The sequence below is a fragment of the Brevundimonas sp. AVps5 genome, assembly GCF_058681515.1.
Window position 1 is genome coordinate 757,083 of the sequence record NZ_CM178740.1, and the last position, 25,636, is coordinate 782,718.

General features: G+C 65.2%; 29 protein-coding genes and 1 pseudogene. 17 read left to right on the forward strand and 13 right to left on the reverse strand.

Features of this window, described 5'->3' with window-relative positions; genetic code table 11:
* Positions 1-10 precede the first annotated feature (10 nt).
* From ACW18A_RS03745 to ACW18A_RS03755, 3 genes are read left to right on the forward strand one after another with little or no spacing between them, the layout of a single operon-like run.
* On the forward strand, positions 11-523 hold the full coding sequence (locus tag ACW18A_RS03745) for an RrF2 family transcriptional regulator (protein WP_492023468.1): 513 nt from the start codon (positions 11-13) through the stop codon (positions 521-523).
* On the forward strand, positions 520-951 hold the full coding sequence (locus tag ACW18A_RS03750) for an ester cyclase (protein WP_492023469.1): 432 nt from the start codon (positions 520-522) through the stop codon (positions 949-951). Before ACW18A_RS03745 ends, ACW18A_RS03750 begins: the two co-directional genes overlap by 4 nt.
* Positions 948-1,400, forward strand: coding sequence for a carboxymuconolactone decarboxylase family protein (locus ACW18A_RS03755; protein WP_492023470.1), 453 nt, complete (start codon positions 948-950; stop codon positions 1,398-1,400). Before ACW18A_RS03750 ends, ACW18A_RS03755 begins: the two co-directional genes overlap by 4 nt.
* 21 nt (positions 1,401-1,421) lie before the next feature.
* Here the strand turns inward: ACW18A_RS03755 and ACW18A_RS03760 are convergent, their stop codons facing one another.
* Genes ACW18A_RS03760 through ACW18A_RS03770 form a run of 3 tightly spaced genes read right to left on the reverse strand, consistent with a single transcriptional unit; the run spans position 1,422 to position 3,183 of the window.
* Positions 1,422-2,072: a 3-oxoacid CoA-transferase subunit B gene (locus ACW18A_RS03760; protein ID WP_492023471.1), complete on the reverse strand. Its 651-nt coding sequence runs from the start codon at positions 2,070-2,072 to the stop codon at positions 1,422-1,424.
* A 6-nt stretch (positions 2,073-2,078) separates the two neighbouring features.
* Positions 2,079-2,492, reverse strand: a complete 414-nt coding sequence (locus tag ACW18A_RS03765) for a carboxymuconolactone decarboxylase family protein (RefSeq protein ID WP_492023472.1) — start codon at positions 2,490-2,492, stop codon at positions 2,079-2,081.
* A complete protein-coding gene (locus ACW18A_RS03770; RefSeq protein ID WP_492023473.1) occupies positions 2,479-3,183 on the reverse strand; it encodes a CoA transferase subunit A in 705 nt (234 codons plus the stop codon). The genes ACW18A_RS03765 and ACW18A_RS03770 overlap by 14 nt, the downstream gene beginning before the upstream one ends.
* A gap of 225 nt (positions 3,184-3,408) precedes the next feature.
* Between ACW18A_RS03770 and ACW18A_RS03775 the strand changes: the two genes are divergently transcribed.
* From ACW18A_RS03775 to ACW18A_RS03800, 6 genes are all read left to right on the forward strand, one after another.
* Positions 3,409-3,951, forward strand: a complete 543-nt coding sequence (locus tag ACW18A_RS03775) for a peptidase S1 (RefSeq protein ID WP_492023474.1) — start codon at positions 3,409-3,411, stop codon at positions 3,949-3,951.
* A gap of 111 nt (positions 3,952-4,062) precedes the next feature.
* Positions 4,063-5,085 (forward strand): peptidase, encoded by a 1,023-nt coding sequence (locus ACW18A_RS03780; RefSeq protein WP_492023475.1) that lies wholly within the window; start codon positions 4,063-4,065, stop codon positions 5,083-5,085.
* Between the two features lie 93 nt (positions 5,086-5,178).
* A complete protein-coding gene (locus ACW18A_RS03785) occupies positions 5,179-6,057 on the forward strand; it encodes an SGNH/GDSL hydrolase family protein (protein ID WP_492023476.1) in 879 nt (292 codons plus the stop codon).
* Positions 6,054-6,860, forward strand: a complete 807-nt coding sequence (locus ACW18A_RS03790; RefSeq protein WP_492023477.1) for a GDSL-type esterase/lipase family protein — start codon at positions 6,054-6,056, stop codon at positions 6,858-6,860. Before ACW18A_RS03785 ends, ACW18A_RS03790 begins: the two co-directional genes overlap by 4 nt.
* 1 nt (position 6,861) lies before the next feature.
* Positions 6,862-8,265 carry an MBOAT family O-acyltransferase gene (locus ACW18A_RS03795; protein WP_492023478.1) on the forward strand — a complete coding sequence of 468 codons (1,404 nt, stop codon included), beginning with the start codon at positions 6,862-6,864 and terminating at the stop codon, positions 8,263-8,265.
* A gap of 10 nt (positions 8,266-8,275) precedes the next feature.
* Positions 8,276-8,830: a hypothetical protein gene (locus ACW18A_RS03800; protein ID WP_492023479.1), complete on the forward strand. Its 555-nt coding sequence runs from the start codon at positions 8,276-8,278 to the stop codon at positions 8,828-8,830.
* On the opposite strand, the gene ACW18A_RS03805 is transcribed toward ACW18A_RS03800, so the two are convergent.
* Together ACW18A_RS03805 and ACW18A_RS03810 are read right to left on the reverse strand one after the other, a co-directional pair.
* Complete coding sequence (locus ACW18A_RS03805) at positions 8,805-10,355, reverse strand: DUF1501 domain-containing protein (RefSeq protein ID WP_492023480.1); 1,551 nt, start codon at positions 10,353-10,355, stop codon at positions 8,805-8,807. The two genes, ACW18A_RS03800 and ACW18A_RS03805, sit on opposite strands and share 26 nt — an antisense overlap.
* Positions 10,352-12,079, reverse strand: a complete 1,728-nt coding sequence (locus ACW18A_RS03810; protein ID WP_492023481.1) for a DUF1800 domain-containing protein — start codon at positions 12,077-12,079, stop codon at positions 10,352-10,354. Before ACW18A_RS03810 ends, ACW18A_RS03805 begins: the two co-directional genes overlap by 4 nt.
* A gap of 195 nt (positions 12,080-12,274) precedes the next feature.
* Between ACW18A_RS03810 and ACW18A_RS03815 the strand changes: the two genes are divergently transcribed.
* Positions 12,275-15,574 carry an amidohydrolase family protein gene (locus tag ACW18A_RS03815; RefSeq protein ID WP_492023482.1) on the forward strand — a complete coding sequence of 1,100 codons (3,300 nt, stop codon included), beginning with the start codon at positions 12,275-12,277 and terminating at the stop codon, positions 15,572-15,574.
* A gap of 68 nt (positions 15,575-15,642) precedes the next feature.
* Here the strand turns inward: ACW18A_RS03815 and ACW18A_RS03820 are convergent, their stop codons facing one another.
* Complete coding sequence (locus tag ACW18A_RS03820; RefSeq protein WP_492023483.1) at positions 15,643-16,461, reverse strand: DUF2306 domain-containing protein; 819 nt, start codon at positions 16,459-16,461, stop codon at positions 15,643-15,645.
* 171 nt (positions 16,462-16,632) lie between these two features.
* On the opposite strand from ACW18A_RS03820, the gene ACW18A_RS03825 reads away from it, so the two are divergent.
* Positions 16,633-17,646, forward strand: coding sequence for a helix-turn-helix domain-containing protein (locus ACW18A_RS03825; RefSeq protein ID WP_492023484.1), 1,014 nt, complete (start codon positions 16,633-16,635; stop codon positions 17,644-17,646).
* Between the two features lie 206 nt (positions 17,647-17,852).
* Here ACW18A_RS03825 and ACW18A_RS03830 read toward each other — a convergent pair.
* The 4 genes and pseudogenes from ACW18A_RS03830 to ACW18A_RS03845 form a co-directional block, all read right to left on the reverse strand.
* Positions 17,853-17,987: pseudogene (locus ACW18A_RS03830) on the reverse strand (FAD-dependent oxidoreductase); the annotation flags it as partial.
* A 10-nt stretch (positions 17,988-17,997) separates the two neighbouring features.
* On the reverse strand, positions 17,998-18,627 hold the full coding sequence (gene maiA, locus ACW18A_RS03835) for a maleylacetoacetate isomerase (protein WP_492023485.1): 630 nt from the start codon (positions 18,625-18,627) through the stop codon (positions 17,998-18,000).
* Between the two features lie 10 nt (positions 18,628-18,637).
* Positions 18,638-19,330 carry a fumarylacetoacetate hydrolase family protein gene (locus tag ACW18A_RS03840; RefSeq protein WP_492023486.1) on the reverse strand — a complete coding sequence of 231 codons (693 nt, stop codon included), beginning with the start codon at positions 19,328-19,330 and terminating at the stop codon, positions 18,638-18,640.
* Complete coding sequence (locus tag ACW18A_RS03845; protein ID WP_492023487.1) at positions 19,327-19,470, reverse strand: hypothetical protein; 144 nt, start codon at positions 19,468-19,470, stop codon at positions 19,327-19,329. The genes ACW18A_RS03840 and ACW18A_RS03845 overlap by 4 nt, the downstream gene beginning before the upstream one ends.
* A 402-nt stretch (positions 19,471-19,872) precedes the next feature.
* On the opposite strand from ACW18A_RS03845, the gene ACW18A_RS03850 reads away from it, so the two are divergent.
* Positions 19,873-21,165, forward strand: coding sequence for a tyrosine-type recombinase/integrase (locus tag ACW18A_RS03850; RefSeq protein ID WP_492023488.1), 1,293 nt, complete (start codon positions 19,873-19,875; stop codon positions 21,163-21,165).
* Here the strand turns inward: ACW18A_RS03850 and ACW18A_RS03855 are convergent.
* Both ACW18A_RS03855 and ACW18A_RS03860 read right to left on the reverse strand, forming a co-directional pair.
* A complete protein-coding gene (locus tag ACW18A_RS03855; protein ID WP_492023489.1) occupies positions 21,149-21,379 on the reverse strand; it encodes a hypothetical protein in 231 nt (76 codons plus the stop codon). The two genes, ACW18A_RS03850 and ACW18A_RS03855, sit on opposite strands and share 17 nt — an antisense overlap.
* Positions 21,376-21,858: a thermonuclease family protein gene (locus ACW18A_RS03860; RefSeq protein ID WP_492023490.1), complete on the reverse strand. Its 483-nt coding sequence runs from the start codon at positions 21,856-21,858 to the stop codon at positions 21,376-21,378. Before ACW18A_RS03860 ends, ACW18A_RS03855 begins: the two co-directional genes overlap by 4 nt.
* An 89-nt stretch (positions 21,859-21,947) precedes the next feature.
* Between ACW18A_RS03860 and ACW18A_RS03865 the strand changes: the two genes are divergently transcribed.
* Positions 21,948-22,640 carry a hypothetical protein gene (locus tag ACW18A_RS03865; RefSeq protein WP_492023491.1) on the forward strand — a complete coding sequence of 231 codons (693 nt, stop codon included), beginning with the start codon at positions 21,948-21,950 and terminating at the stop codon, positions 22,638-22,640.
* 85 nt (positions 22,641-22,725) lie between these two features.
* On the opposite strand, the gene ACW18A_RS03870 is transcribed toward ACW18A_RS03865, so the two are convergent.
* Positions 22,726-23,415 (reverse strand): hypothetical protein, encoded by a 690-nt coding sequence (locus ACW18A_RS03870; RefSeq protein ID WP_492023492.1) that lies wholly within the window; start codon positions 23,413-23,415, stop codon positions 22,726-22,728.
* Between the two features lie 237 nt (positions 23,416-23,652).
* Here ACW18A_RS03870 and ACW18A_RS03875 point away from each other — a divergent pair, with 237 nt between their 5' ends.
* The 4 genes from ACW18A_RS03875 to ACW18A_RS03890 all read left to right on the forward strand — a co-directional run bounded on the left by ACW18A_RS03875 (position 23,653) and on the right by ACW18A_RS03890 (position 25,484).
* Positions 23,653-23,967, forward strand: coding sequence for a hypothetical protein (locus tag ACW18A_RS03875; protein WP_492023493.1), 315 nt, complete (start codon positions 23,653-23,655; stop codon positions 23,965-23,967).
* Between the two features lie 2 nt (positions 23,968-23,969).
* On the forward strand, positions 23,970-24,320 hold the full coding sequence (locus ACW18A_RS03880) for a hypothetical protein (protein WP_492023494.1): 351 nt from the start codon (positions 23,970-23,972) through the stop codon (positions 24,318-24,320).
* A gap of 135 nt (positions 24,321-24,455) precedes the next feature.
* The gene (locus ACW18A_RS03885; RefSeq protein ID WP_492023495.1) at positions 24,456-25,163 is read left to right on the forward strand and encodes an SOS response-associated peptidase; all 708 of its coding nucleotides are present in this window, start codon (positions 24,456-24,458) and stop codon (positions 25,161-25,163) included.
* An 87-nt stretch (positions 25,164-25,250) separates the two neighbouring features.
* Positions 25,251-25,484, forward strand: a complete 234-nt coding sequence (locus ACW18A_RS03890) for a hypothetical protein (protein ID WP_492023496.1) — start codon at positions 25,251-25,253, stop codon at positions 25,482-25,484.
* The last annotated feature ends 152 nt before the right edge of the window (positions 25,485-25,636 follow it).

Consider the following 25,636-nt stretch of genomic DNA (forward strand, 5'->3'; position numbering starts at 1 on the left):
AATCCGAATTATGAAAACGAACAGCACCCTCGAAGCTGCACTGCACATCATGCTGCTCCTCGCCGCCTTGCCGAAGGGCAGAGAGGTTGCCGCCGGAGACCTCGCCGCTTTTCATGAGTTGTCGCCGACGACCACAGCCAAAGTGCTGCAGCAACTGTCTGGCAAAGGCCTCGTTTCGGGATCGGCCGGTCGCTACGGTGGCTATCGCCTGGCGCGGTTGGCGACCGCGATCAGCGTCTATGACGTGGCCGATGCGATAGACGGGGTGGAGCCGCGTTTTCAATGCCATGAGATTCGACGGAAGGGGCCTTGCTCCGGCGTAGCTGGCCTCTACTCGCCTCAATGCGTGATTGCCCGCACCATGCATGGGGCGCAGCAGGCCTGGCGTGACAGCCTTGCCGCGACCTCGATTGCCGACCTCATGGGTATCGCAGCCACAGAAGCGCCGGACGCGGTGTTGGCCATGACAGGCGACTGGATCGCCGATCATTCCCGAAATCAGAGCAAAGGAACCATCTTGTGAGCGATCGCGAAATCAATGCGAGGATTCTCCGCCAGCACATGATCGCTGAAGCGGCGCACGACCTCGACGGCACGTTGGCGACGGTGCATCCCGACGCCCTGTTCGAGGATCAGCCTGTTGGGCTGGTGCTCAACGGGCGTAGCGCGGTGGCCAGACACTACGAGCTCTGGTGGAACGCATTCGGCCTGCAGACAGACGGAGGCAGCTTGCATTGGGTCGCTGACGACCTGGTTATCGGCGAAGCCGATTTCGTGGGTGCCCATACAGGCAATTTTCTTGGAATAGCTCCGACCGGCAGGACGATCCGTTTTCCTTTCATGGTCGTTGTGCGCTTCCGGGACGGACTCCTGTCTGGAGAAAAATTCTTCTACGATCTTAACAACATAATGGCTCAGATCGGCGAACCGAGCTTCGCCACCTCTGAATGACCGCCATGGCTTCGCCGGCACCGCAGTTCGATATCCTGGGCATCTGGCCGGAAGGTCGCAAGGCAATGATGGCGGTGGATGTCGTCTGTGACGAAGAAGCGGTTCCGGAACGACTTCTGGAATTGGTCAGGCTCTGGTGCTCGGTTCGGAACGGCTGCGGGTTCTGCGTAGCGATGCACCGGAGCGCCGCCATCGTTTGTGGTGTGGAGTTGGACTCCGTGGATCGCTTGGCAAACGGCGAACTGCCCAGGGCACTTTCGGCCGGCGAGTTGGCGGCGCTTCGGTTGGCTGGTGCATTGACAGGCGCAATCGACGCGCGGACCGTGACCGAGGCGGCCCGCGAAGTGGGCGAGCACTTTTCACCCCGACAGGTCGCGGTCCTGATCTACGTCATTGCCGCGATCAACGCATGGAACCGCATTGCGATCGCTGGTGGTTTCGCGGCCTGATCTCCCTTGCGGTTCGGCCGGTCAGCCGACGCCGGGGGCGATCGTGTAGCTGGCCTCGGTCTTGCTCTCGACTTCCTCGAGCGTGACACCGTCGGCCAGTTCGATCAGCTCAAGGCCCGCGCCGTCCGGTTTCACGTCGAAGACGGCGAGGTCGGTGATGATGCGGCTGACCACGCCCGTGCCGGTCAGCGGCAGGGTGCAGGCCTTCAGAACCTTGGACTGGCCGTGTTTGTTGGCGTGTTCCATGACGACCACGACGCGCTTGACGCCCGCGACCAGATCCATGGCACCGCCCATTCCCTTCACCAGCTTTCCCGGGATCATCCAGTTGGCGATGTCGCCGTTCTGGGCCACCTCCATCGCGCCCAGGATGGACAGGTTGATGTGGCCGCCCCGGATCATGGCGAAGCTGTCGGCCGACGAGAAATAGCTGCTCTCGGGGATCTCGGTGATGGTCTGTTTGCCGGCGTTGATCAGGTCCGCATCGACCTCGTCCTCATAGGGGAAGGGCCCCATGCCGAGCATGCCGTTTTCGGACTGCAAGGTGACCTCGATCCCGACCGGGATGTAGTTGGCCACCAGCGTCGGGATACCGATGCCGAGGTTCACATAGAAGCCGTCCTGAAGTTCGCGGGCGGCGCGGGCGGCGAGCTGGTCGCGGGTGCGGGGCATCTCAGATTACTCCGAAGGGGATTGGGGCAGGGGGCTGACGCCCCGGTCGGCGAAGACGCGTTTGGCGACGCGCAGGGCATTGGTGGCGGCGGGGAAGCCGGCATAGACCGCGACCTGCATCAGGGCCTCGACGATCTCGCGCGGTGTGATCCCGACCGAGAGAGCGCCGTTGATGTGGCCCTTCAGCTGGTCGACCGGATGGCCGAGGCCGGCGAGGATGCCGAGGGTGACGAACTGGCGGCTCTTCGGATCGAGGCCCGGTCGGCTCATCATCTCGCCGTAGCCGAACTCCACCATCATGTCGGCGAAATCGGGGGCGATGGGAGCCATGCCCTTGCGCAGGGCCGCTTCGAGCCCCGGATCCAGGGTCGCCATATAGACCGCGCCGCGTTCGGCGCGTTCGGCGTCAGGCATCTGCATGCTGGCGCACGGTGCGCTGTTCGATGCGCTTTTCGAAGGTGCCGAGGATCAACCGGTCGACATAGATGCCGGGGGTGTGGATGTGGTCGGGATCCAGGGTGCCGGTCGGGACGATGTGTTCGACCTCGACGACGCACATCTTGCCGGCCGTGGCCATCATCGGGTTGAAGTTGCGCGCGGTCTTGCGGAACACCAGATTGCCGGCCGCATCCGCCTTCCACGCCTTGATGATGGCCAGGTCGGCGACGAGCCCGGTTTCCATGACGTAATCGCGACCGTCGAAGTTGCGGACCTCCTTGCCCTCGGCGACCAGGGTGCCGACGCCGGTGGCGGTGAAGAAGGCCGGGATGCCGGCGCCGCCTGCACGAATGCGCTCGGCCAGGGTGCCCTGCGGGTTGAACTCCAGCTGCAGCTCGCCGGCCAGATACTGGCGCTCGAACTCCTTGTTTTCGCCGACGTAGGAAGAGATCATCCTGGAGATCTGTCGCGTCTCCAGAAGCTGGCCCAGGCCGAAGCCGTCGACGCCGGCGTTGTTGGAGATCACGGTCAGACCCTTGACGCCGATGTCGCGCAGACCGGCGATCAGGTTCTCGGGGATGCCGCAAAGGCCGAAGCCGCCGGACATGACGGTCATGCCGTCAAACGTCAGGCCCTCGAGCGCCGCAGCGGCGTCGGTGAAGATCTTGCGCATCGCTTCCTCATTTATTTCACCGATAGATGAATATCGGTGGCTTTCACGCTCCATACGGCGGTCGGGGCGCGGGGGCAAGGTAGCGAGGTGCGGCGTCGAGCGCCAACGGTAAGCGGGCCTGGGGGCACCCTGACGATTTCCGACGCGCGTCTTGCGCGTGGTTGTGGTCAGCGGATCAATGATCTTTGATGGGCCGGGGGGCGAGGGGCTCCGGGGGAAGCTGTAATGCGGATCATTCTGGCGCTGGGCGCACTGGCGATCATCGGCCTGTCGGGTTGCGCTGAGGATCCCTACGGCTATGGCGGCTACGGGCCGGGACCCGCCTATGGCGGCGGGAGCTACGACAGCGGAAGCTATGGCGGTGGCAATGGCGCGCCGGACCCGAGCGCGCGAGCCAACTTCGGCGAAGAGTATCTGGAATCCGGGTTCGACGACGATCCCTATACGGTTCAGGTGACATCCGGCGGCGAGCTGGATGCGTCGAGCCTGGGGGGAGAGTGCGTGGGCATGATTTCCCGGGCACCGGACTTCCAGCTGACCTATGACGCCGGCAGCCTGCCGTTGACGTTCGGGGTGTCGAGTTACCAGGATGCGACCCTGGTCATCAACGGTCCGGACGGCAGCTGGTACTGCGACGACGATTCCGGCGGCGGGACCGATCCGGAAGTCAGCTTCTATCGGCCGCAGTCGGGTGTTTACGACGTCTGGGTCGGCGCGTTCGGCGGTAACGGCGGAGACGCCGAACTGTTCATCACCGAGCTGAACTGAGCGCCAACCAGTCTGACCTGTCCTGACGATTGCCTCCTCGGTCGTTGCTATATGGCGGGCGATGATATCTTCTCAGGTCAAGGACCGGAGGGGTCCTGCGGGACGGAAACCATGCGCAACTCACTCATACTCAGCGTAGCCGGGATTGTTCTTCTGGCGGCAGGTGCGGCGGCGGCCGAGCCGCAAGGACGCTATCGCCAGCAGGGGGTCGACCCGAGCGCCAGCGCAACCTATGGTGAGGAGTATCTGGATTCTGGGTTCACCCCCGATCCGTTTCGGGTGTCGGTCTATTCCGGTGGCAACGTCGATGCCTCCAACGTGTCGTCGGGCTGCGTCGGGATGGTGTCGCAGGCCCCGGATTTCCAGCTGACCTATGAGGGCGGCAGCCTGCCGCTGAGTTTCGGCGTCAACAGCCGCAGCGATACGACCCTGCTGATTAACGGGCCGGACGGATCCTGGAGCTGCGACGATGATTCGGGCGGCAGCAACAATCCGCTGGTGACCTACCGCCGGCCGCAGTCGGGCGTCTATGACGTCTGGGTCGGGGCTTTCGGCGGCAATGGCGGATCGGCTGACCTGACGATCACGGAGCTGGGCGGCGACTATTACAACGGTGGCGATTACAACGGCGATTACAACGGCGATTACAACAGCAGGGATCGCAACGGCGGCAGTCGCGGGATGTATGACAACGGCGGCAGCTACAGCCGCGGCGATCGGTTCTCGGGCGGGGATGCGCCAGACTCGTCGTTGCCCGCGAACTTCGGCGAGCTGAACCTGAGGGCCGGGTTCAACGGCGATCCCCGCCAGGTGCAGATCTATTCGGGCGGTAGCATCGACGCTTCCAGCCTCGGCGGCCAGTGCGTCGGGCAGATCTCCCAAGCGCCCGACTTCCAGCTGACCTATGAGGCCGGCAACCTGCCGCTGACGTTCGGCGTAACGGCCGGGGGCGACACGACCCTGGTGATCAATGGACCGGATGGGCGCTGGTATTGCGACGACGATTCCGGCGGCCAGGCCGATCCCGAAGTGACGTTCCGCCGTCCGCAATCGGGCGTCTATGACGTCTGGGTCGGGGCCTATGGCGGCAACAGCGTCTCGGGCCAGCTGTTCGTCACCGAACTGGGGCGTTAGCCTTCCTGCTCGTGCGTGGCGCGTGCGGCATGGCGACGTCGCCAATAGCCGCGCTATAAGCAAGACCTGAGTTTCCCGGTCGAGGTGGGGCGTTTGCGCGCGGGTATAAATGCAGTGACGGCGGCCCTGGTTGTCGGGGTCCTGATCGGACTGGCGTTGACGCCGGACGGTCGCGGCTGGCTGCGCCGTCCGACCCTGATGCTGGGCGGAGCGGCCAGCGCCTCAGCCGGCCCCCCGACGACGACGGTTTCGCCCGCAGCCCTGCCGGTTGCTTCGATGGCGCCCGTCCTGACGCCTCTGGCCGTGCGGGCCGCGAGCGGACGTCTGAGAATCGGGGTGTTCGGAGATTCCATGGCTGACGGCCTGTGGACCGGCCTCTATCGCGAGATGCGCGACCAGCCGGGCGTGACGGTGACCAAGTTCAGTGAGGTCTCCACGGGTCTGAGCCGCTACGACTACGTCGACATCCAGGCCAAGACGGCTCGCCAGATCGCCGAGCAGCCAATCGACGCGGCGGTGATCCTGTTCGGCACCAACGACGCCCAGGGCATCAGCGTCGACGGAGAGATCCACGACTTCGGCACCGACGGCTGGAAGGCCGCCTATGCGAAGCGGGTCGACGATCTGGTGGCGATGCTGCGGGGCCAGAACGTCGCCGTCTACTGGGTCGGGTTGCCGACGATGAAGCGCGCCAGTTTCGACGCCAGGATGATGCTGATCAACGCGGTCGTGTCGGCGCGGATGCAGGCCCTCGGGGTGCCCTGGCTCGAAACCGGGAGCATTACGCAGAACGCGGAGGGCGAATACGACGCCTATCTGCCGGAGACCGGCACCGGCCGGCGGCGGCTGATGCGGGCGAACGACGGGATCCATATGTCGATGGCCGGCTATCTGCGCATAACCGAGCCGGTCGCCGCGCGGCTGAAGCGGGACGCGGGGCTGTCGAGCCCGGTCGCAGAACCGGCGGCGTGATCCGGGCTCTGGCCCTGGTTGCCGGACTGGCGCTGGCGGGATCGGCCGTGGCGCAGGAACGCCCTTATACGCCTATGCCTTCGCCGGTCAGCGCGACCTGCCCCGGCGGGCTGTGTCAGCCCGAGGGGCTGATCGCGGTCTTCGCCGCCTTCAGCCAGCGCCGGCCGGTGAACATCGTCCAGTTCGGCGACAGCCACACGGCGGGCGGCGACATCACCCGGTCGCTGTTGTGGCGGCTGCAGACGCGGTTCCAGGGCGTGCCGATCCGGCTTCATGCTCATGGCGTGGTCGGGGCGACGCTGAGCGGGATGGCCGGGCGCGAACACCTGTTCAACGACGGCGAGGCGGGGCCGGATCTGGTCATCATCGCCTATGGTACCAACGAGGGGTTCGACGAACTGCTCGACCCGCGCGCCTATGAGCGGCTGCTGCGGGGCCAGATCGAGCGGGTGCTGGAGACGTCGCCGGGAACGGCCATCCTGATCCTGGGCGCGCCCGAGGCAATGCGCGGAGACGGAGGCGGGCGCTGCCCCGGCGATACGGATCATCGCTGGAAGGCACCCGAAATGTTGTCGGTGGTGCGGGACGTGCAGCATCGGGTCGCGGCGTCGACGGGCGTCGCGTTCTGGGACTGGAGGGGCCGTATGGGAGGAGACTGTTCGGCCTTCGCCCTGACCCGGGGGGAGACACCCCTGATGCGCGGCGACCATGTGCATTTCACCGGGACGGGCGGCGACTGGATCGGGTCCTTGCTGGCCGCCGATGTTCTGGCCGCATACGACCGACGCCGGGGGGGGTGGTAGGGTGCTGTTCCCGACGCTGGCGTTCGGCGTGTTCTTCCTGTTCGTCTATTTCACCGCCTGGTCGCTGGACCGCGACAACGGGCGGCGGAAGCTGTTCCTGTTGCTGGCCAGCTGGTTCTTCTACGCCCAGTGGGACTGGCGGTTCGTCGCCCTGCTGATTGCCTCCGCCATCCTGAACTGGGGCGTCGCGGTTCTGATCGCACGGTCCGACGAGGGTGGGCGCAGGAAGTGGCTGATCGCGCTGGGCGTCGCCTGCAACCTGCTGATCCTCGGCTTCTTCAAATATTACGGCTTCTTCGTCGAACAGGCGGGCGACCTGCTGACGCGGTTCGGGTGGGAGCGGGACTTGCCGCTGCTGCAGATCGTGTTGCCGGTGGGAATTTCCTTCTTCACCTTCCAGGGCATTTCCTATGTCGTGGATGTGCATCGCGGGAAGACGCCGGTGGCGAAGTCGCTGCTCGACGTCATGCTGTTGATGAGTTTCTTCCCGCATCTGGTCGCCGGACCCATCGTACGGGCGTCGGACCTGTTGCCCCAATTCGACCGCGCGCCACGGCTGACGCGGGAGATGGCGACGCACGGACTGCTGCTGATCTGCTGGGGGTTGTTCAAGAAGACGGTGATCGCGTCGGAACTGTCGGTGCGACTGGTCGATCCGGTCTTCTTCGATCCGGCGGCCTATGGGACGCTGGACCTGATGGCGGCGGTCTATGGCTATGCGGTCCAGATCTATTGCGACTTCTCGGCCTATTCGGACATGGCGATCGGGATCGCGGCCCTGTTGGGCTATTCCTTCCCGCGCAATTTCGACCAACCGTATCGGGCCAGTTCGATGCAGGACTTCTGGCGGCGGTGGCATATCAGCTTGTCGAGCTGGCTGAGGGACTACCTCTATGTGCCGCTGGGCGGCGGCAAGAAGGGGCTGGTCCGGTCGTGCCTGAACGTCTTCATCACCATGCTGCTGGGCGGGCTGTGGCATGGGGCGGCCTGGACGTTCGTGGCCTGGGGCGCGCTGCACGGCGGAGTGCAGGTGGTCGAGCGCCTGGGTCGGGAGGTGATCGGAGAGGGCAGGGGACCGCCGGCCTGGCTGGGGGTGCTGGTCACCTTCCACATCGTTTGTCTGGGCTGGATCCTGTTCCGGGCGGAGACCTTCCCGATGGCGGTGGAAGTTCTGAAAGGACTGGGTCGTTTCGAGCCCGCCACCCTGGTGACGCCCTTCCTTCTGACCCTGATCGTCGGCGGCCTCGCCATGCACTGGCTGCCGCCCCGGGCGGCCGAGGGGATCGCGACCTGGCTGAAGCCTGCGCCTTCCGTGACGATGGGTCTGCTGGTCGGCGCGGCCATCCTGCTGGTCGAGGCGGTGCGCCCGGACGGCGTGGCCCCCTTCATCTATTTCCAGTTCTGAGGGGGGCGACATGAGCGACCATCCCGAGGATCCTGAAATCCCGCTGGCGCCCTTCCCGAGGGCGATCCCGGCCAATCCCTTTCCGCCGCTGGAGGGTGATACGGAGCCTTACCTGGACGATCCCGCCGAGGACGTCGGGCAGCATCCGCTCATTCCCGATTCAGGGAGCGACTGGATAGAAACGGCGGACGCGCATGACCGGGCGACCGCGCCGGAGCCGGTCAATCCGCTGTTGGCGCTGGGTCGGTTCGCCTTCCCGCCGGGAGAGCCGCCGGACGAGGAAGGCGTCGCCGCGCGCGAACGCCGCTGGACCAGCCGGATCATCGTGCTGGCGACCGTCTTCCTGCTGACCTTCAACGCCGTCTCGATCCAGAACTGGTCGCGCCAGCAGGCACCGGGCTGGGTGACGACGACGGCGCGGCGTCTGGCCGATGTCTGGGCGGAACAGATCGCCCAGCTGGGCGCGGATCAGCCGAGACAGGCCGTGCGGGACGGCTACGAGGCGGCGCGGGATGCGGAGTGGGCGGGACGCCCGGACTCTAGAGGAAGCCCAGGCCCCGGGTGACCATGTTCCGGAGGTTCGGGAAGATCAGGTCGAGGTTGGTTTCCGACACCCCCATCCAGCGGCCGAAGGTGGCGGCGTACTGATCCACCGAGGTGGTGGGTATTATGTAGGACGAGGTCATATCCGGGTTGCGGAAGGCCGAGCCCTCATCCCTGCCGATGGTCGGGAACTGGCCATAGATGTCGCCACCCCTGACCGCCCCGCCCATCACCAGATGGTGACCGCCCCAGGCGTGGTCGGTGCCGTCGCCGTTGGTGTTGAAGGTCCGCGAGAAGTCCGAGGCGGTGAAAGTCGTGACGGCCTCGCGCATGTTCACGCCGCCGATGTTGCCGAGCGCCTCGTCGAAATAGGCGAGGGCGGAGGCGACCTTCGACAGGTTGTTGGGTTGGGCTGTGTTCTGGACATCGTGGTTGTCCCAGCCGCCGATGCTGACGAAGAAGACCTGGCGCTTCAAGCCCAGGGTCGGGGCGGCAGCGATCATCCGGGCGACGGTCTGGAGCTGGACCGTCAGGGAGTTGGTCTCGGTCGCCCCGCTGATCGGGTTGCGATAGGTGGGCACCGCCATCACTCCGGTGACGGCGGACGAGGCGAAGGTGGTGTTCAGGGCCGTCGCCGCGCTGATGGAACGGTCGGTTGTGGTGGCATAGTCGGCGGCGAACAGGCTGGCGGTTGAAGTGTCCCGGATAACCTCTCGCACACGGCCGGGCGCGACGGTTGAGCCGAACAGGCTGGTTCCCGACTGGCCATTGATGACGACGGCCGGCTGGGCCCCCGTGCTTATCTGGTACTGGACGACGTCATTGCCCGACAGGAAGACGGCGTTGCCGGCCGTGGAGACGGCGCTGAACAGGGCGTTCGTGCCGTTCATGCCCGTGAGAAGGTCGCTGAACGCACCGCCCCAACCCAGCTGCGCGCCCTCAGTGCGGCCTGCCTGCCAGGTGGACTGCTGGTCGTTGTGCGAGAAGAGGTTGGTCGGCAGGGTGACGCTGCGCGCCTCGAACTGGGCTCGGGTGACCGGGCGGACCAGGGTGCCGATGTTGGCGACGACGGCCATGCGACCGGCGTCGAACAAGGTCTTCACAGGGCCCATGAAGGGGTGCAAGGCGAAGGTCCGGGTCCCGCCTGCGCCGACGGGAACGGTCTGAATGGTGCGTGGGACGATGGGCAGGACCCCGCCCCAGGCGTCGGGCGAGGCCGCAGTCGCCACGCGTCCGGTCAGCGGATTGGTCGCCCCAATCGCCGTAGGGGCTGTCCCGACCGGCATCAGGGCGATGGGATCGGCGCCGGTGTTGCGGGCGGTGAAATAGCGGGTCCAGGAATCCCGGTCGGTCGCCAGCACCATGTTGTTCGCATCATTGCCGCCGAACATGAAGACGCAGACGAGGGCCTTGTAGTCGGGCGCGCTCTGGCTAACGGCGGCTCCGGCGGCGGCGAGCTGGGCCGCGAACGGCGCCGCAGCGCCCAGGATGGACAGGCCGCCGCCGACACGCAGCAACTGACGGCGGGTGTGGATTCCGTGGCTCATCGCTGCACCAGATACTCAGGCGAAACCATCGTCATGTAGACCGCGAGCTTGGCCCGGTTGAGTTTGGCTGTGGCGATGGTCGCCGCGTTGTTGGCGGTGGGCGCGGGGATCACAATGCTGTTCACGCTCTCGATCAGGCGTGCGCGCAGGGTGGGGCTCATCTGTCCATAGAGAAGCATCCGATCCATGCGGTCGACCAGGGCGTCGGCGTCCTCGGCGAGGGTGATCTCGTTGACATAGGCCGAGCGGACATCCGAGCCGGAGCCGATGCCCGTGCCGATCGTGGTCTGCATCGTGTTGGCGTAGCCTGCGACCGTGACCTCGTCGACGATCTGGAACTCAGGCGCGGTCAGGCCCTGGGCCCCCAGGCGGGTGTTGGGCGGGACATAGCCCGGCCGGTAGAAGTTGAAGACCGAGGGCGAACTGAGCGCCGACTGACCCAGGGAGGTGTTCGCGCTGGTCGAAGTGATCAGATAGTTGCCGCTGATCGAGGTGGCCCCGAAGGCGCGCATCCAGTTGGTCAGGCGAATGATCGGCTCGCGCACCTTGCCGAAGCTCGGGGTGGCGGCGAGGGACGTACTGCGCGCCTCTGGATCCATCAGGATCGCCCGGATGACGGCCTTGAGGTCGCCGCGCACGCCCGAGCCGTTGTTGATGAACACCGCCGAGCAACGCCCGACATAGGCCGGTGTCGGGTTGGAGGTGACCAGCCGCTGGATGATGCGGTGGCACATGAACGGTGGAACGTTCGCGTGGTTGAAGATGGTGTCGAGCGCGACCGTCAGGTCGTTTGCGCTTGCGGCACCGGCCGGGATCGTGGTCCCAAGGAAGGTCTTGGCCGAGATCGAATGAAAGTTCGCATAGAAGATCATCGGCCGCACCGAGGCGTCGACGTTGCGCGACCCACCAGCGAAGGTGGTGTTCGTCGGCGCCGGGCTGTACCAGCTGTAACCGGTGAACACCTTGGCGAGGTTGGAGACGTCGTCCGCAGTGTAGGTCGGGATGGTTGCGCCGGCGCCGTCCCGGCGTGGCGTGCCGTCGTTGTTCATCTGGTAGGTGCCGATGGACATGAGCTGGAGGACTTCGCGGGCGAAGTTCTCATCCGGCGTGCGGCCTGACGTCGTGTCTTCCTTCTGATTCGCCAGATGAGTGAGGTAGCGACCCATCATCGGGTGCAGCGACACCTGCTCCAGCAGTGTGCGGTAGTTGCCGAAGGCGTTGGTGCCCAGCATGTCGTAGTAGGAGGCCGCACCGCGGACATCGATCGCGCTGTCCAGCAGGGAGATGACGAAGATCTCCGACAGGGCCAGCTTCATCCGTTCGCGCAGCTGGGCCGGGCTGGTTGCGGCGTAGAGCCAGTAGCTTTCGTAGAACTGGTTTGCGCTGAGCGTGGCCGTGGGATTGGTCAGCCGGATCTGGGCCAGGCGATTGTCCACATATGCCATATGGGACGACGAGACCGCGTTGAGCTGGCCTTCCAGATAGGCACCATAGCCCTTGGCAATGACCGTCTGGATTTCGTCGTCGGTCGGTCCGAACGTGACCTGGGTCAGGAAACGCGCCGCCGATTTGGCCGTGACCGAGTCATTCTCGGCCGGCGTCGTACTTTCGCGGGCGTCGCCAAAGACGGAGAACGCCCCACCATCGCCGCACGAGGCCAGCCCGACCAGCAGCAGCGCGGACAATGCGCCGGCTCGCAGGCTCTTCCATACAAATTCGGGCAAGAACGGTCCCCCGACCAGCGTCACAACATTGAAAGTAAAGCGACGATTTCTGACTGGACTACACTGACACGGTGAATTGTTCCCATATAGCGCCTTCACGTCTTCGTGCACAGCCTTGGGGGTTAACGGGCCTCTCGCCAAAGGCTGGCAGCCTGTCCTACAGATGCGGGAACAAGCGTTTGGGGGAACCGACCTATGCTGATGCGTATCGTGCTGAGCGCCGTAGTGGCGCTGTCCGTGGCCAATACGTCGTGGGCCCAGACGGCGACGCCTGCACCCGCGATCGCACAGGCTGCTCCGCTGGCGGAGGACGTCGAGGCCGAAACGCCGAAGTGGGACGTGCAGAACCCGCCGGGGCCGGCCAACGATGCCGCCATCGACGTCACCGAAGGCACCTGGATGGCGCTGGACGTCAGCCCGGATGGCCGTGAGATCGTCTTCGACCTACTCGGCGACATCTATGTCATGCCGATCGGCGGCGGCGAGGCCCGGGCCATCGCTTCAGGAGTCGCCTGGGACATGCAGCCGAAATACTCCCCGGACGGGACGAAGATCGCCTTCACCTCGGACCGCGACGGCGGCGACAACATCTGGGTCATGGACCGAGACGGCTCGAACCCTGCCCAGGTGTCGGACGAGAGCTTCCGCCTGCTGAACTCGCCCGACTGGTCGCCGGACGGTGAGTTCATCGTGGCGAGGAAACACTTCACCTCGGCCCGGTCCCTGGGGGCCGGCGAGATGTGGATGTATCACCGCTCGGGCGGCGGCGGGGTGCAACTGACCGAACGGCGGACGCAGCAGAAGGACTCGGGCGAACCCGCCTTCTCGCCCGATGGCCGCTATCTGTATTTCTCGGACGACAACACGCCGGGCGAGACCTTCCAGTACTCCAAGGACGTCAACACCGAGATCTATGTGATCCAGCGGCTGGACCGCGAAACGGGCGAGGTCGGGGAGTTCCTGGGCGGACCGGGCGGGTCGATCCGGCCGACGCCGTCGCCAGACGGCAGGAGCCTGGCCTTCATCCGGCGGGTTCGCTACCAGTCGACCCTGTTCGTGATGGACATCGAGAGCGGGCGCGAAACGGCAATCTACTCCGGTCTCGACCGCGACATGCAGGAGACCTGGGCCGTCCACGGCGTCTATCCGGCCATGAGCTGGACGCCGGACAATTCGGCGATCGTCTTCTGGGCCGGCGGCCAGATCCGTCGCATCGACGTGGCCTCGCGCGAGGTCGCTGACATCCCGTTCCACGTCGCCGACACCCGTCGCGTCGAGGAGGCCGTTCGCTTCCCCGTTGAGGTCGCGCCCGACACATTCGATGTGAAGATGATCCGCTGGGCGCGGACGTCGCCGGACGGGTCGCGCGTGGTCTTTGAGGCGCTGGGCAATCTGTGGATCAAGGATCTGCCCAATGGGACGCCGCGTCGCCTGACGCGCCAGACCGACCATTTCGAGCTCTATCCCAACTGGTCGCGGGACGGCCGGTCGATCGTCTACACGACCTGGGACGACGAGGCGCTGGGGACCCTTCGCGTGATCCCGGCCGGCGGCGGCGAGGGGCGGGTCGTGACCACCAACCCGGGCCACTACATCGAGCCGACCTTCTCTCCGGACGGACGGACGATCGTCTATCGCAAAGTGGCCGACGGCACCCTGACATCCGGCCTGTGGAGCCGCGAGCCCGGCATCTATCGTATCCCGACGGCGGGAGGCGATCCGACCTTCGTCACCGACGACGGAGCCGCGCCCCAGTTCGGGGCCTCGAACGACCGCATCTACTTCACCGGCCGGGTCGAGCGGAACTCCGCGCTGAAGTCGGTTGACCTCAACGGCCACGACGAGCGGGTTCATCTGACCTCGGAATGGGCGGCGGACTACGTCCTCTCGCCCGACGAGCGCTGGATCGCCTGGACCGAGCGCTTCAACGCCTTCGTGGCCCCGTTCACGCGGACCGGGCGGCCGGTGACCCTGTCGTCGGACGGCAAGGCGCTGCCGCAGACGCGGTTCACCCGCGATGCGGGCGACTGGCTGACCTGGTCGGGAGACAGCAACAGCCTGAGCTGGTCGCTTGGGCCGCAGCTGTTCAGCCGGGAGCTGAACCAGGGCTTCGCCTTCGTCGAGGGCGCGCCGGACGAACTGCCCAAACCGCCGGAGACGGGCATCAACCTGGGCTTCCAGCAGGCGGCCGACCGCCCTGAAGGGCGTCTGGCCCTGACCGGTGCCCGGATCGTCACCATGAACGGCGACCGTGTCATCGAGGACGGGGTCATCGTCACCAACGGCAACCGCATCGAGGCCATCGGCGCGCGCGGCGAAGTCACCGTTCCGGCCGGAGCCGTAGTCGTGGACGTGGCAGGCAAGACGATCATCCCCGGCATCATCGACGCGCACTGGCACGGCTCGATGGGGTCGGACGAAATCATTCCGCAGCAGAGCTGGGTGAACTATGCGGCGCTGGCCTTCGGTGTGACCACGATCCACGATCCGTCGAACGACACGTCGGAGATATTTGCCCATTCGGAGTTGGCCCGGGCCGGCCGGGTGGTCGGTCCCCGGATCTTCTCGACGGGCACGATCCTGTACGGCGCGAACACTAACTTCACGGCGGTGGTCAACAATCTGGACGACGCCCTGTCGACCCTGCGGCGGATGCAGGCCGTCGGGGCCTGGAGCGTCAAGAGTTACAACCAGCCGCGCCGCGACCAGCGCCAGCAGATCATCGAGGCCGCGCGCCAGCTGGGCATGAACGTCGTACCGGAGGGCGGGTCCCTGTTTCAGCACAACATGACGATGATCGTAGACGGCCACACCACGATCGAGCACTCGATCCCGCTGGCCCGGATGTATGACGACGTCCATGACCTGTGGCGTCAGTCGGACACGGCCTACAACCCGACCCTCGTCGTGTCCTATGGCGGATCGTCCGGCGAGAACTACTGGTATCAGGAGAGCGAGGTCTGGAACCACCCGATCCTGACGCAGTACGTGCCGCGTCGTCTGCTCGACGCGCGCGCCCGCCGTCCGGTGACCCAGCCGGCCAATGAGTGGAACCACATCCAGATCGCCGAACAGGCCAAGGCGCTGAACGACCTCGGCGTCGTCGTCGAGATCGGCGCCCACGGTCAGCGCGAAGGTCTGGGGGCACACTGGGAGATGTGGATGCTGGCCCAGGGCGGCTTTACGCCCATGGAGGCGCTGAGGGCCGGGACCCTCAACGGCGCACGGGCCCTGGGTCTGGATCGCGACATCGGCTCGCTGGAGGTGGGCAAGCTGGCCGATCTTGTGGTGCTGGACTCCAACCCGCTGGAGAACATCCGCAACAGCACCTCGATCCGCTACACCCTCGCCAACGGGCGGCTGTATGACGACCAAATGAACGAGGTCGGGCTGCGGACCCGGGCGCGTGCGCCCTTCTGGTTCGAGAACGAGGGCGACCAGGGCTTCGCGGTCGGGGCGACCGACGCCGAAGGACATGGGCACGGCGGGGACTGACCCGCAAACGGCTCGTAGCCAGGGACGATTGAGGTGGGCGCGCTGAGGCGGCGAACGTTGGCGGTCGACTAGAGATACGGCCCCCACATGAAGGCGACTGTCCCGATGACGCCCAGAGCCGTATAGGCGGCGGCCGCGACCACCACGAGGGCAGCGAGGATCTTCAGAGCGCCGCCGCTGCTGCGCTGAGCTGCGAAGTAAAGTTCGAGCAGTGTCAGGGGGATCAGGTAGCTGCCGAAGGTCATGAGGCTGTCGATCGGGCCGCTCATGTCTTTCGTCAGGCCTCCGGGCCCCTGGTTGACGATGACCCAGCCCATCAGACCCACGCGCAGGAACCAGACGCCGCTGACCACCATGAAGGTCCGCATCGCCCACATCCGGTGCTGGTCGAAGCGTCGCTTGATCGCATTGCGCCAGGCGAACCCGGCAAAAATCAGGATGAGTACCGCGTCAATCAGGATGGCGACGTTGGAGATAACCGAGAGATAGGTGCCGCGCACCAGGGCAAGCCAGATGCCGCTCAAGGCCATGAAGCCCGCGATGACCAGGAAGGTCCGGCCGGTCCAGCGGTGCAGGCCGGGCAATCTGCGGCGGATCACGGGGATCAGCTGCATCAGCCCTCCCAGTGTCACCACGGCGGCCAGCAGGACATGGGCGGCGAACACCAGATTGCCCGTGTCGTCGCCCTCGATATAGCCGTCGATCAAGGGCTTGTCGTTCCAGCCGGCGAAGTCGCCCGTGGCGGTCCGCACCCCGTAGAAGGCGATGATGAAGCCGATGAAGGCCGTCTGACCGACGGCGGCTACGATGAACCAGAGCATGCCCGACCAGCGCAGCGCTTTCGAGGCGAGGCCGCGCGCGGGCGGCGGTGAAACAGTCGTCGACATGAAATCTCCCGAGGCCTCCGATCGAGGTCGTCGGCAAAAGTGCGGGCGCCGCCGCGCGGGGTCTCGCCGATTTGGAATTCGGCGAGAGATTTTTCGCCATACCGATCGTGACGGCGGCTGGACAGGCCCGGGCGTCCCGGTCATGAATTGGAGGCAGCCCGGGGAGGACTGATGTCCACGACAGCAGCATTCGCCCGGTCAACGGCCCTCGGCGCGCGCGATCTCCGGCCACGGAGGCCGGGCCGGCTCAAGACCTATGCCGTAATCGCGGCGACGTCTTTCTTCAGCTACATCCTCGGCCGGCTGCCGGGCGGGGACGCCTCGACGGTCTTCGCGGCCGTCGGCGCAGGGGCGTGCGGCTGGGCGTGGCTTTTGACCCGGGCCCTGTTCGATCCGCTCCCACGCGACGCCTGGTGGCCGCGGATCGTTGCCTTTATCGTGGCGGCGAGCGGCGCGTCGGCCGTGATGGTGCCGGACGGCGTGACCTCCCGGGTGGCCGAGAACCTTTATACGGTCAGCGGATCGGCGGCCCTGTTGCTTACCTTCGTCGAGCCGTTCCATAACTATCGGCGAGAACTGGCGAGCGCCGAGAAGCGGTTCCGCCTCACCTTCCTCGCGCTCTACGCCGTGCTGGTCGGGGCCTCCGTTCTGGGACTTCGGGCCTCGGCCGAGGCGGACCCGCACTGGGACAATCTGGTCAGGGGCGCCTGTGCAGTCGCCGGGCTCGGTGCGGCGATGGCGGCGGCCTGGTTCCGTCTACGGCATCCGCTGACGGAGCCGGCGCCGGTCCGTCGTGCGGCAACGGCAGAGGACGCGCGTTTGGCCGGGCGGCTGATCCGGTTGCTGAAGGAGGAGGAAATCGACAGCGATCCCGACCTGCGGATCGGCGACGTCGCGGCCCGGCTGGGGGAGCCCGAATACCGGGTGTCGCAATGCATCAGCGCGGCGATGGGATTCCCGAACTTCAACCGACTGATCAATCACCACCGGATCGAGCGGGCGAAGGCGCGACTGGCGGACGTCACCGATGACACCTCGATCCTCGAGATCGCCTTCGACTGCGGCTTCGGCTCGATCGGACCGTTCAACCGGGCCTTCAGGGATCAGGTGGGAACGACACCCCGCGCCTTCCGCACGGCGAGCCGCAATCGCATCGTGATCGAAAAGCGAAAGAATGGTGGGTGATATTGGGTTCGAACCCACGACCCGCTGACTATGAGCTACTTTTTATCCCGTTCAGTGCGATCTGGAATCATCTCCAAAGCCTTGTCTTTAAACATTTAGTTGTCCATTTTCGTCCGGACGTTTCCGGGCTATGTCCCTCAATCTGAGTAGGCTGCGGGTCGCAGAAACAGGGAGTCGAGGTCTGCTTCGCCCTTCAGCCAGGCCTAGGACAGGGGCGGGCGCTGATAGGGGGCGACCGGTTCTGCGCCAATCAGGACGATCTCGCCTTCGAACGCGGAAGCCGTCAACAGGGACGCGACGGACCCACCCGCCTGTCCGGCTCCGACGATGACGACCTTCATGGTGGCGGCCCTATTCCGCGTCCGGTTGCAGGTCGGGGCGGGTCTCGGCGAAGGCGGGCAGGGCCAGGCAGGCGGCCTCGATCGCCGCAAGTCGGGGCCAGCGCAGTTCCACGCCAAAGCGCCTGGCGTTGGCCATCTGGGGCACCAGGCAGATGTCGGCCAGGGTGGGCGTTTCCCCGAACGCATAAGGTCGAGACTGGTCGGCGACGAGCGTCTCCAGCGCGTCGAAGCCGTTGCCGATCACGTTCCGGGCCCAGCCGTCGGTATCGTCCGGCGACTGGCCACGCGCCTGAAGGGCCTTCAGCACACGCAGGTTCTGCACCGGGTGAATGTCGCAGGCGATGACCTGCGCAAAGGCGCGAACCCTGGCGCGTGTGACGGTGTCGGAGGGTAGCAGGGCCGGATCGGGATACTGCTCGTCCAGATATTCGCAAATGGCCAGCGACTGGGTCAGGACCACGCCGTCGTCCAGGATCAGACTCGGCAGCAGCCCCTGGGGATTGACGGCCAGATACTCGGGCGACAGCTGCTCGCCCTTGCGCAGGTGCTGATAGCGGTTCTCGACGGTCAGACCCTTGAGATGCAGCGCGATGCGGACCCGCCAGGCCGCCGAGGAACGGAAATAGCCGTGCAGGATCATGGTCAGGGTCTCAGTGGGCGGACGGGCCGACGGTGACCGTGAGCGTGCCCAGCCCGTCGATCGCGCCGACCAGGATATCGCCCTGAACCACGGGCCCGACCCCTGCCGGTGTGCCTGTATAGATCAGGTCACCGGGCTCGAGGCGATAGAATCTGGACAGGTGGGCGATCACCTCTCGCACCGACCAGATCATGTCGGCCAGGTCGCCGGTCTGCCTTGTCACGCCATTGACGGTCAGGGTGATGGCACCCTTCGATTCATCGAACCCGGCCGCCGGATGGATCGGCCCCAGCGGCTTGGATTGCTCGACGTTCTTGCTGGCATCCCAGGGGCGGCCGGCGTCGCGGGCCATGAACTGCAGGTCGCGGCGGGTCATGTCGAGGCCGACGGCGTAACCATAGACCAGGTCCAGCGCATCTGCCTCGGAGACCTCGCGGCCCGACTTGCCGATGGCGATGACCAGCTCGATCTCGTGCTGATAGTCGGACGTGGATTGGGGGTAGGCGATGATGCTGCCGTCCGGGACCACCGTCTCGGCCCAGCTCGTGAAGAAGAATGGCGGTTCGCGGTCGGGATCCTTGCCCATTTCGCGGGCGTGAGCGGCATAGTTGCGGCCGATGCAGAAAAGTCGACGGACAGGGTAGCTTTCGCCGTTGGTGGTCGGTGCCAGAACGGTGGGGGCCGGCTCGAAGGTCAAGGTCACGCGTTTTCTTCCCTGTAGAGGTTCAGCTTTTCCTGGCAGGCCCGGTCGGAGTAGCCGAACAGAACGACAGTGTCTTCGGCCTTGAATCGAAGCGCCGTCCACGACGGCACGACCAGCACGTCGCGCGGGGCCAGGGCCATGGGCTTGTCGTCCAGAGACGCCGTGCCGGACCCCTCGACGACGACATAGATGCTTGCGATCGGTCGATCGGCGGGTTTTCGTCTCGAACCCGGCAGCAGGCAATCGGTGCCAATGCTGTTACCCGCAACGATACCCAGGCAGGGCAGTCCCGATCACGAAGGGAGAAGTGTAGATCAACTCGTTGAAAACACGAGATACGATTGGTGGGTGATGTTGGGTTCGAACCAACGACCCGCTGATTAAGAGTCGCCGGGCCTTTACCTTTCCCCAGCTTTCACTAGTTTGCAGACAGGTCCGCAAGTCCCTGTGGATCAAGGCCCTTGCGCCCCTTGGGCTTCCGGGAGCCTTCACCTGCTTTCAGTTTTTTGTGCCCCCGGTGTGCCCCGAGGGTAGGGGGTGTGATGGCAGCGACGACTTTGACCGACCGGGAGGTGAGCGCCGCCAAGGCGGAGACCGGTCAGCGCCTAGAGCTATGGGACGCGAAGGCTCCGGGTCTGTGCCTGCGGGTGACGGATCGCGGGTTGAAGACGTGGGTTGTCCGCTATCGCACATTAGACGGACGTCAGCCGCGCTTCACGCTCGGAACCTACCCTGCAATGAAGCTTGCCGAGGCGAGGGACGCGGCGACCGATGCGAAGCGCGCGGCCCGTGACGGGAAAGACCCGGCCGCCATGCGGAAGGCGGCGATCAGCGCTGCCAAGGCCGAACCCCTCCGCACTGTGGACGACCTGGCCCAAGCCTATTTCAAGGCCGTCGAGTCCGGCAGGTTCAAGGCGACGAAGCGCGGGAAGAAGGCCGCAACGATCACGGCCGAGCGTCGCCTGTGGCGTTTCAGGCTCAAGCCTGCTGTGGGCTCCACCCGGATTGATGACCTCTCGCGGCGTCAGGTCAAAGCCGCACTGGAGAAGATCGCCGAAACCGCTCCCATCCAGTCCAACCGCGCACGCGCGTTGCTCCGCGTCATGTTCTCCTATGCGATCAGTGAGGAGCGGGTGACGGTCAACCCTGTGGCCGGCGTCGCCGCGCAAGGGACCGAGAGGGCGCGCGACCGCGTTCTGACAGATGCCGAAATCACTGCGGTCCTGCGGGGGATGGCCGATCCGTCCGCGTTGCAGATCGAACGAGAAGGCCAGCCGTCTGCTGACGTGCACGTAAGCCGGTCTGTCGCCCTGGCATTGCGTGTCGCGCTCCTCACCCTTCAGCGCCGGGGCGAGGTCGCCGGGATGAGGGTTGACGAGCTGCGGCTAGATGAAGGGTCATGGACCCTTAGCGGCGACAGGACGAAAAACGGTGTGCCCCATTTCGTGCCCCTCGTTCCGGAGGCGGTTGCGGCGATCCGGGAGGCCTTGGCTCTGCGAACCGACGCGGCGTCGCCCTTCGTCTTCCTGTCGCCCTGGAAGAAGCTAACGACCCCTGTCGCCGCTGGGTCCCTGACGCACGCCTTAGTGGACATCTACGCTGGGCTAGGCATCGAGGGCGCCACGATGCACGACCTGAGGCGAACGGGCGCAACGGTCATGGCGTCGGAGCGGCTGAAGGTCTCGCCGGTCGTTATCTCCCGCATCCTGAACCATACGCTGTCGTCTGGCGGGGCCGCGATCACGGCGAAGCACTACAGCCTTTACGACTACGCTGCGGAGAAGCGGGCCGCGCTGGAAGCATGGGCCGGGTTGCTGGCTACGCTTGCGGCGTAGGGGCCGACTTCGGGGCGTCTCGCACCGGGATACAGCCTCCGCCATCCGGGGCCACCCCGCAGAACTGATCCTCGCCCGTGATGAGGTTTTCCCGGTAGATACCCACGCCGACCAGTGCCGTTGAGCGCGAGGTGTGGGACCATGCGAAAATCAGGGCAGCGACCGCGACGCAGGCCGAGGCGGCAATGACAGCGATGTTAGCGGGGCGGGTCATGGGGCCTCTGTCAGCATTGCGAGGGGCGAAGGCTTGGCGCGCAGCAGATCAACGCCAGCGGCAGCATCGGTCACGGGTCCGCACCAATCCCAGCGCCGACCCGTCCAAGGAACAGCCAGCCCGCTTTCAATCAACATGGCGCCCACGTCCTGACCGTCCGTCCGGCGGATCGTGCCGAGAGTCCGGCCGTATCGGTCGCGGCCCGTGCGATCGATCACAGGGGGGAGCGCGGCCCAGCTCGCAGCCTCGACTTCCAGAGCGAACGTCGCCTCTCTCGATAAGCGAGCCTCCGCCCAGCACCGGGAGCGGGGCATGGTTTCGGGCGCGTCTATGTTGGCGATGCGGATCGTTTCGCCATTCAGTTCGAACGTGTCGCCGTCGATGACGCGGACGGATGCCGGCTCCGGATAAACGGGGACTGCAGCAGGGGCTGAAGTGCAGGCGGTTATGAGGACAGCAGCGAGTGGGGCGAGGCGCATAGCCTGACCATAACACCACACGCCGTTCTGAGAAGTGTTCGCGGTACGTTCGCAGACATGTCTGGGGGTGCCGATTATGATCGCCTGTCATGACCAGAATCATCTACTCGCCGCCCGATGAGGTCCTTGATGCCCTTGTCGGAGGATTGACGCGCGCCTGGGCCGCCTACGATCAAGCGCTGTACAGGGCCACATTCGATCTCTCGATGATGCGAAGAACGCTGGTCACGCTGCGCCCCTTGGCGAGCGAGTTGGGCTCCGAACCTCTTCAGCCAATCGCTGGTTTCGAACTCTTGAAGATGAAGGACGAGCGGACGCGCGCCAGTTTTGTCCGCACTGCGTTCAAGCGGGCCGGCGCTACGCATCAGCAGCGAGAGGACCTGAACAAGATCTTGAAAGAGGCCGGACCAGCAGCGGCTATGCGGCACCAGGTCGCCCACTCGACAACGACATGGGACCACGAAGGCCGTATCCGGCTCCACTCGCTCAAGGCTGACGCGGAGAGGGATCAGCAGGACGAGCGTCTTCGGGCCGACCTAGCAGCGGGGAACATCAAGCACGAGACTTACGCCAAGAAAAAGCGCGAGCTCAACGAACGTCTATTCCGCCCGCCGAGCCTTGAACCAGCTGCTGTCGTAGCGGCGGCAACTCTCTTGCGCGAAACGACGCGGGCACTGCAGCTGCTGACCATCGCCGTCGTTGGGATGGCATATGTCTCGACAATGGCCCCTGGCCCGGATGGCCGGATCCCGCCTTGGACACCAGGGCCAGATCCGACCTGATTTCCGGAAAAGTGGTCCGACCAGAGAGTGATGAGGAGGTCGGGCACATGGCGACATTAAGCAGGCGGATACTACTGGGTTGGGCCTACAAAGCGGGCGTGCTGTAGGTCAGAAGCCCTGAGCCATCCTCCGCTCTCACAATGGTTTGCCAGCCGAGGTTCAGGGGGGCACCCAAACCCTGAAGTTCGGCGTCGAGATCGTGTAGCAGCACGACGATATCGCCTGTCGTTATGGAGTTCCCGAACGGCTTTCCGTCGTCGGCGTGGGACACACTGCAACCTCGCCAATCGACCCGGACAGCTTCAGGGTTCGAGATGTTGAAAGTCCCGCCATGAGCGATGGCGTTCCTCAGAACGCGAGAGAAGTTTAGAACCGGCGGCCAATCCCGATGATTCACGCCTTGTTGTCTCATCCAATCAAGAAATGGATCGACCGCCATAGAAAACGCGCCACAGAACAACACGTGGGCCAGCTCTCCCAATCCGAAATCGAAGTAGCTTGCTTTGCGTCTTGGGTTCTGGCGGGGCCTAGCGCCAAATTGCACCTCCGCTGCAATGCGGTTCTGGACCGCATTGACCATCACACCCGCGACTTCGATCGCGACGTCAAACCCGACCGTGTTTCCTTGAAATGAGACCCAGATTTCCCCCTGACGGTCAGGGCGTGGGTTAATCGCGGCCAAATAGGTAGCACACTGCCAAGCCTGTCGGTGAAACCGGTTCTCACCCAGCCGAAACATGAAATGCTCGGCCCGAAATTGGTCGGTGTGGGTCATGCCTAAATCAACCATCGCTTCTAGCCGCGTATCCACGCTGTCAGGTCTCGCTTCGGCTATCCAGCCATCATGCCGCTGGCGCAGATCGCCTCTGCATCCCCTGAGCCATGCTTATCGGATAAGGCGGCGCCAGCAATAGGCGTCCACAGAAGAAAAGAACAAATCGCGAACGCCTTCTTGCGCCCGCTGCCGTAGCGGAGTCACAAGCGCCCCGGGTCGGCAAACCGGAGAGTACGAATGGATGGCCGATCCCTGCCCGCTGGCGAACACGCTGGCGATCTGACCCTGCCGAAAAGGCTCGCTTTCGGGTTCGCCGATCTTCATCCGGCCGTTGGCGTCCTGGCCATGTGCCGGACATGCCACGCTTCGCGCCACTTCTCGGCCTGCAACCTTCCGGCCGCTGTGCGAGACCAGCATTTCCGGGTGATCGAGCCGCGCCTGCGCTGCACCGACACCGGAAGGGACAAACGACAGCCACCGTGCGGCGGGCGCATGGAGATCCAGATCGTCACCCCGAACGCCGGTCATGCGGTGCTGCGCGAGAGGGCCTAGCCGTGGTCTTCAGCCGAACGCGCGGCATCATTCGCGACTATGGCGACGCCAAGGGACACCTCGGGTCGATGGTCAAAGACCGGTTGGCAGGCTCGCTCTACAGCTGGCTCTGCTGCGGCTGCGATCGCATGGAGCCCGCTGACCTTGCCGAATGGCTGGCCCGATGCGGGCCTCGATATTCAATGCTGAACCAGATCGACATCTGTCGCCGCTGCGGCGCCCCAAGCTTCCTGATGTGGAGTCGAGGTTCGGGGACGCCCTTCCTGCCCATGAAGGTCGAGTGGCTGTGGATGTCGCGGGAAATCAGCACCGACCCGGAGGCCTGGTGGGAGATCAGGTGGATGGAGCCCTGACTGCAAAAAGCCCCCGGCGCGAGCCGAGGGCCAAGGTTGGAACAGGGATAACGGAGGGGCGCATATTGCCGGGCCACCCCTCGCACCAGCCTGCTCTGACTCCACAACCGCCGATCCGCGTGTCAGGTTCCGGCCATGTGCAACCTCTACCGCTCGCGCTCCGGCCCCGGCGACATCCTCGCCATTACGCGTGCGATGCGCAGCGACGTTGGCAATCTGGAGCCGCGCGACACCTACCCAGACTACCCGGCTCCGATCGTTCGGCACGACGACAACGGAGAGCGGATTCTGACACTCGCACGTTGGGGCCTTCCGTCATCCAAGAAGGCGCTATTCGACGCCGCGACGAAGCGGGCGGACAAGCTGCGGGCCAAGGGCAAGGACGTCGATTTTCCCAAGCTCCTGGAGCTGGAGCCGGACAGTGGCACGACCAACGTTCGCAACACGAACAGCAGCCACTGGAAGCCGTGGCTCTCCCCCGCCAACCGCTGCTTGGTCCCTTTCACCGCCTTCAGCGAACCGGGCCGCGAGAACGGCGTCTATAAGCCGGTGTGGTTCTCCCTGCCGGGCGACAACCCGCTGGCCTTCTTCGCGGGCGTCCACGTTCGCGACTGGACCAGTGTTCGCAAGATCAAGACCGGCGTCGAGACCGCCGACGTCTTCGCTTTCCTGACGACCGAACCGAGCGAGCCGGTGAAGTCGGTCCACCCCAAAGCCATGCCTGTGATCCTGACGACCGAGGAGGAGCGCGACGTCTGGATGCGCGCTCCGTGGGATGAGGCAAAGGCGCTTCAGCGGGCGTTGCCGGACGGGACACTGATTGTCCTGGACCAAGCGGCATGAGAGAGCGCGGCTGCTTCGGGTTCATCCTGATGGGGATCTTAGCCATAGGCACCGCCGCTCAACTCGGCTTCATCGCTTGGCCCTGACATGACCTGGCGCACCCGCCCTGATGGCTCGATCGACCTGGCAGTGATCACTGGCTTCCAGATCGCCACGACAGACGGCGCCATTGCCGTTCGGCTAGACCTGTCTCGGTCTCAGGATCAGCTCGCCGGGAGGACTGAGGGCGATGTGGAGCAGGTGGTGATGACGCCAGCGGTCGCGGCCGGTCTTATCGCCGCGCTGCAGGAGCAGTTGGACCAGACGACGCCGTTGCACTAGCGGAAGTGCGCAAGATAGGCTGTGTGAATGGCCGGCAGACAAACCCCCGCGAGCGGCGATGGCCTACTTGCGAGGCTAAGCGCGCTAACAAATGAGATGCCCTCTGACTCTGAGCTGCGCCGTTTGCTTGGCAGCTTGGACGATCCAGCGAA

Excerpts from the sequence above, each read along its gene's own strand:
- ACW18A_RS03765 (WP_492023472.1), bottom strand. The coding sequence starts at position 2,492 with ATGCAGATGCCTGACGCCGAACGCGCCGAACGCGGCGCGGTCTATATG.
- ACW18A_RS03845 (WP_492023487.1), bottom strand. The coding sequence starts at position 19,470 with ATGGCCCTGGCCCCGCGCGACGTGCTGGTCGTGCCGTCGTGGACGGCG.
- ACW18A_RS03815 (WP_492023482.1), top strand. The coding sequence starts at position 12,275 with ATGCTGATGCGTATCGTGCTGAGCGCCGTAGTGGCGCTGTCCGTGGCC.
- ACW18A_RS03855 (WP_492023489.1), bottom strand. The coding sequence starts at position 21,379 with ATGACCCGCCCCGCTAACATCGCTGTCATTGCCGCCTCGGCCTGCGTC.
- ACW18A_RS03805 (WP_492023480.1), bottom strand. The coding sequence starts at position 10,355 with ATGAGCCACGGAATCCACACCCGCCGTCAGTTGCTGCGTGTCGGCGGC.
- ACW18A_RS03890 (WP_492023496.1), top strand. The coding sequence starts at position 25,251 with ATGACCTGGCGCACCCGCCCTGATGGCTCGATCGACCTGGCAGTGATC.
- ACW18A_RS03865 (WP_492023491.1), top strand. The coding sequence starts at position 21,948 with ATGACCAGAATCATCTACTCGCCGCCCGATGAGGTCCTTGATGCCCTT.
- ACW18A_RS03875 (WP_492023493.1), top strand. The coding sequence starts at position 23,653 with ATGGATGGCCGATCCCTGCCCGCTGGCGAACACGCTGGCGATCTGACC.
- ACW18A_RS03825 (WP_492023484.1), top strand. The coding sequence starts at position 16,633 with ATGTCCACGACAGCAGCATTCGCCCGGTCAACGGCCCTCGGCGCGCGC.
- ACW18A_RS03745 (WP_492023468.1), top strand. The coding sequence starts at position 11 with ATGAAAACGAACAGCACCCTCGAAGCTGCACTGCACATCATGCTGCTC.
- ACW18A_RS03870 (WP_492023492.1), bottom strand. The coding sequence starts at position 23,415 with ATGACCCACACCGACCAATTTCGGGCCGAGCATTTCATGTTTCGGCTG.
- ACW18A_RS03860 (WP_492023490.1), bottom strand. The coding sequence starts at position 21,858 with ATGCGCCTCGCCCCACTCGCTGCTGTCCTCATAACCGCCTGCACTTCA.
- maiA (WP_492023485.1), bottom strand. The coding sequence starts at position 18,627 with ATGATCCTGCACGGCTATTTCCGTTCCTCGGCGGCCTGGCGGGTCCGC.
- ACW18A_RS03820 (WP_492023483.1), bottom strand. The coding sequence starts at position 16,461 with ATGTCGACGACTGTTTCACCGCCGCCCGCGCGCGGCCTCGCCTCGAAA.
- ACW18A_RS03770 (WP_492023473.1), bottom strand. The coding sequence starts at position 3,183 with ATGCGCAAGATCTTCACCGACGCCGCTGCGGCGCTCGAGGGCCTGACG.
- ACW18A_RS03885 (WP_492023495.1), top strand. The coding sequence starts at position 24,456 with ATGTGCAACCTCTACCGCTCGCGCTCCGGCCCCGGCGACATCCTCGCC.
- ACW18A_RS03775 (WP_492023474.1), top strand. The coding sequence starts at position 3,409 with ATGCGGATCATTCTGGCGCTGGGCGCACTGGCGATCATCGGCCTGTCG.
- ACW18A_RS03760 (WP_492023471.1), bottom strand. The coding sequence starts at position 2,072 with ATGCCCCGCACCCGCGACCAGCTCGCCGCCCGCGCCGCCCGCGAACTT.
- ACW18A_RS03850 (WP_492023488.1), top strand. The coding sequence starts at position 19,873 with ATGGCAGCGACGACTTTGACCGACCGGGAGGTGAGCGCCGCCAAGGCG.
- ACW18A_RS03800 (WP_492023479.1), top strand. The coding sequence starts at position 8,276 with ATGAGCGACCATCCCGAGGATCCTGAAATCCCGCTGGCGCCCTTCCCG.
- ACW18A_RS03755 (WP_492023470.1), top strand. The coding sequence starts at position 948 with ATGACCGCCATGGCTTCGCCGGCACCGCAGTTCGATATCCTGGGCATC.
- ACW18A_RS03780 (WP_492023475.1), top strand. The coding sequence starts at position 4,063 with ATGCGCAACTCACTCATACTCAGCGTAGCCGGGATTGTTCTTCTGGCG.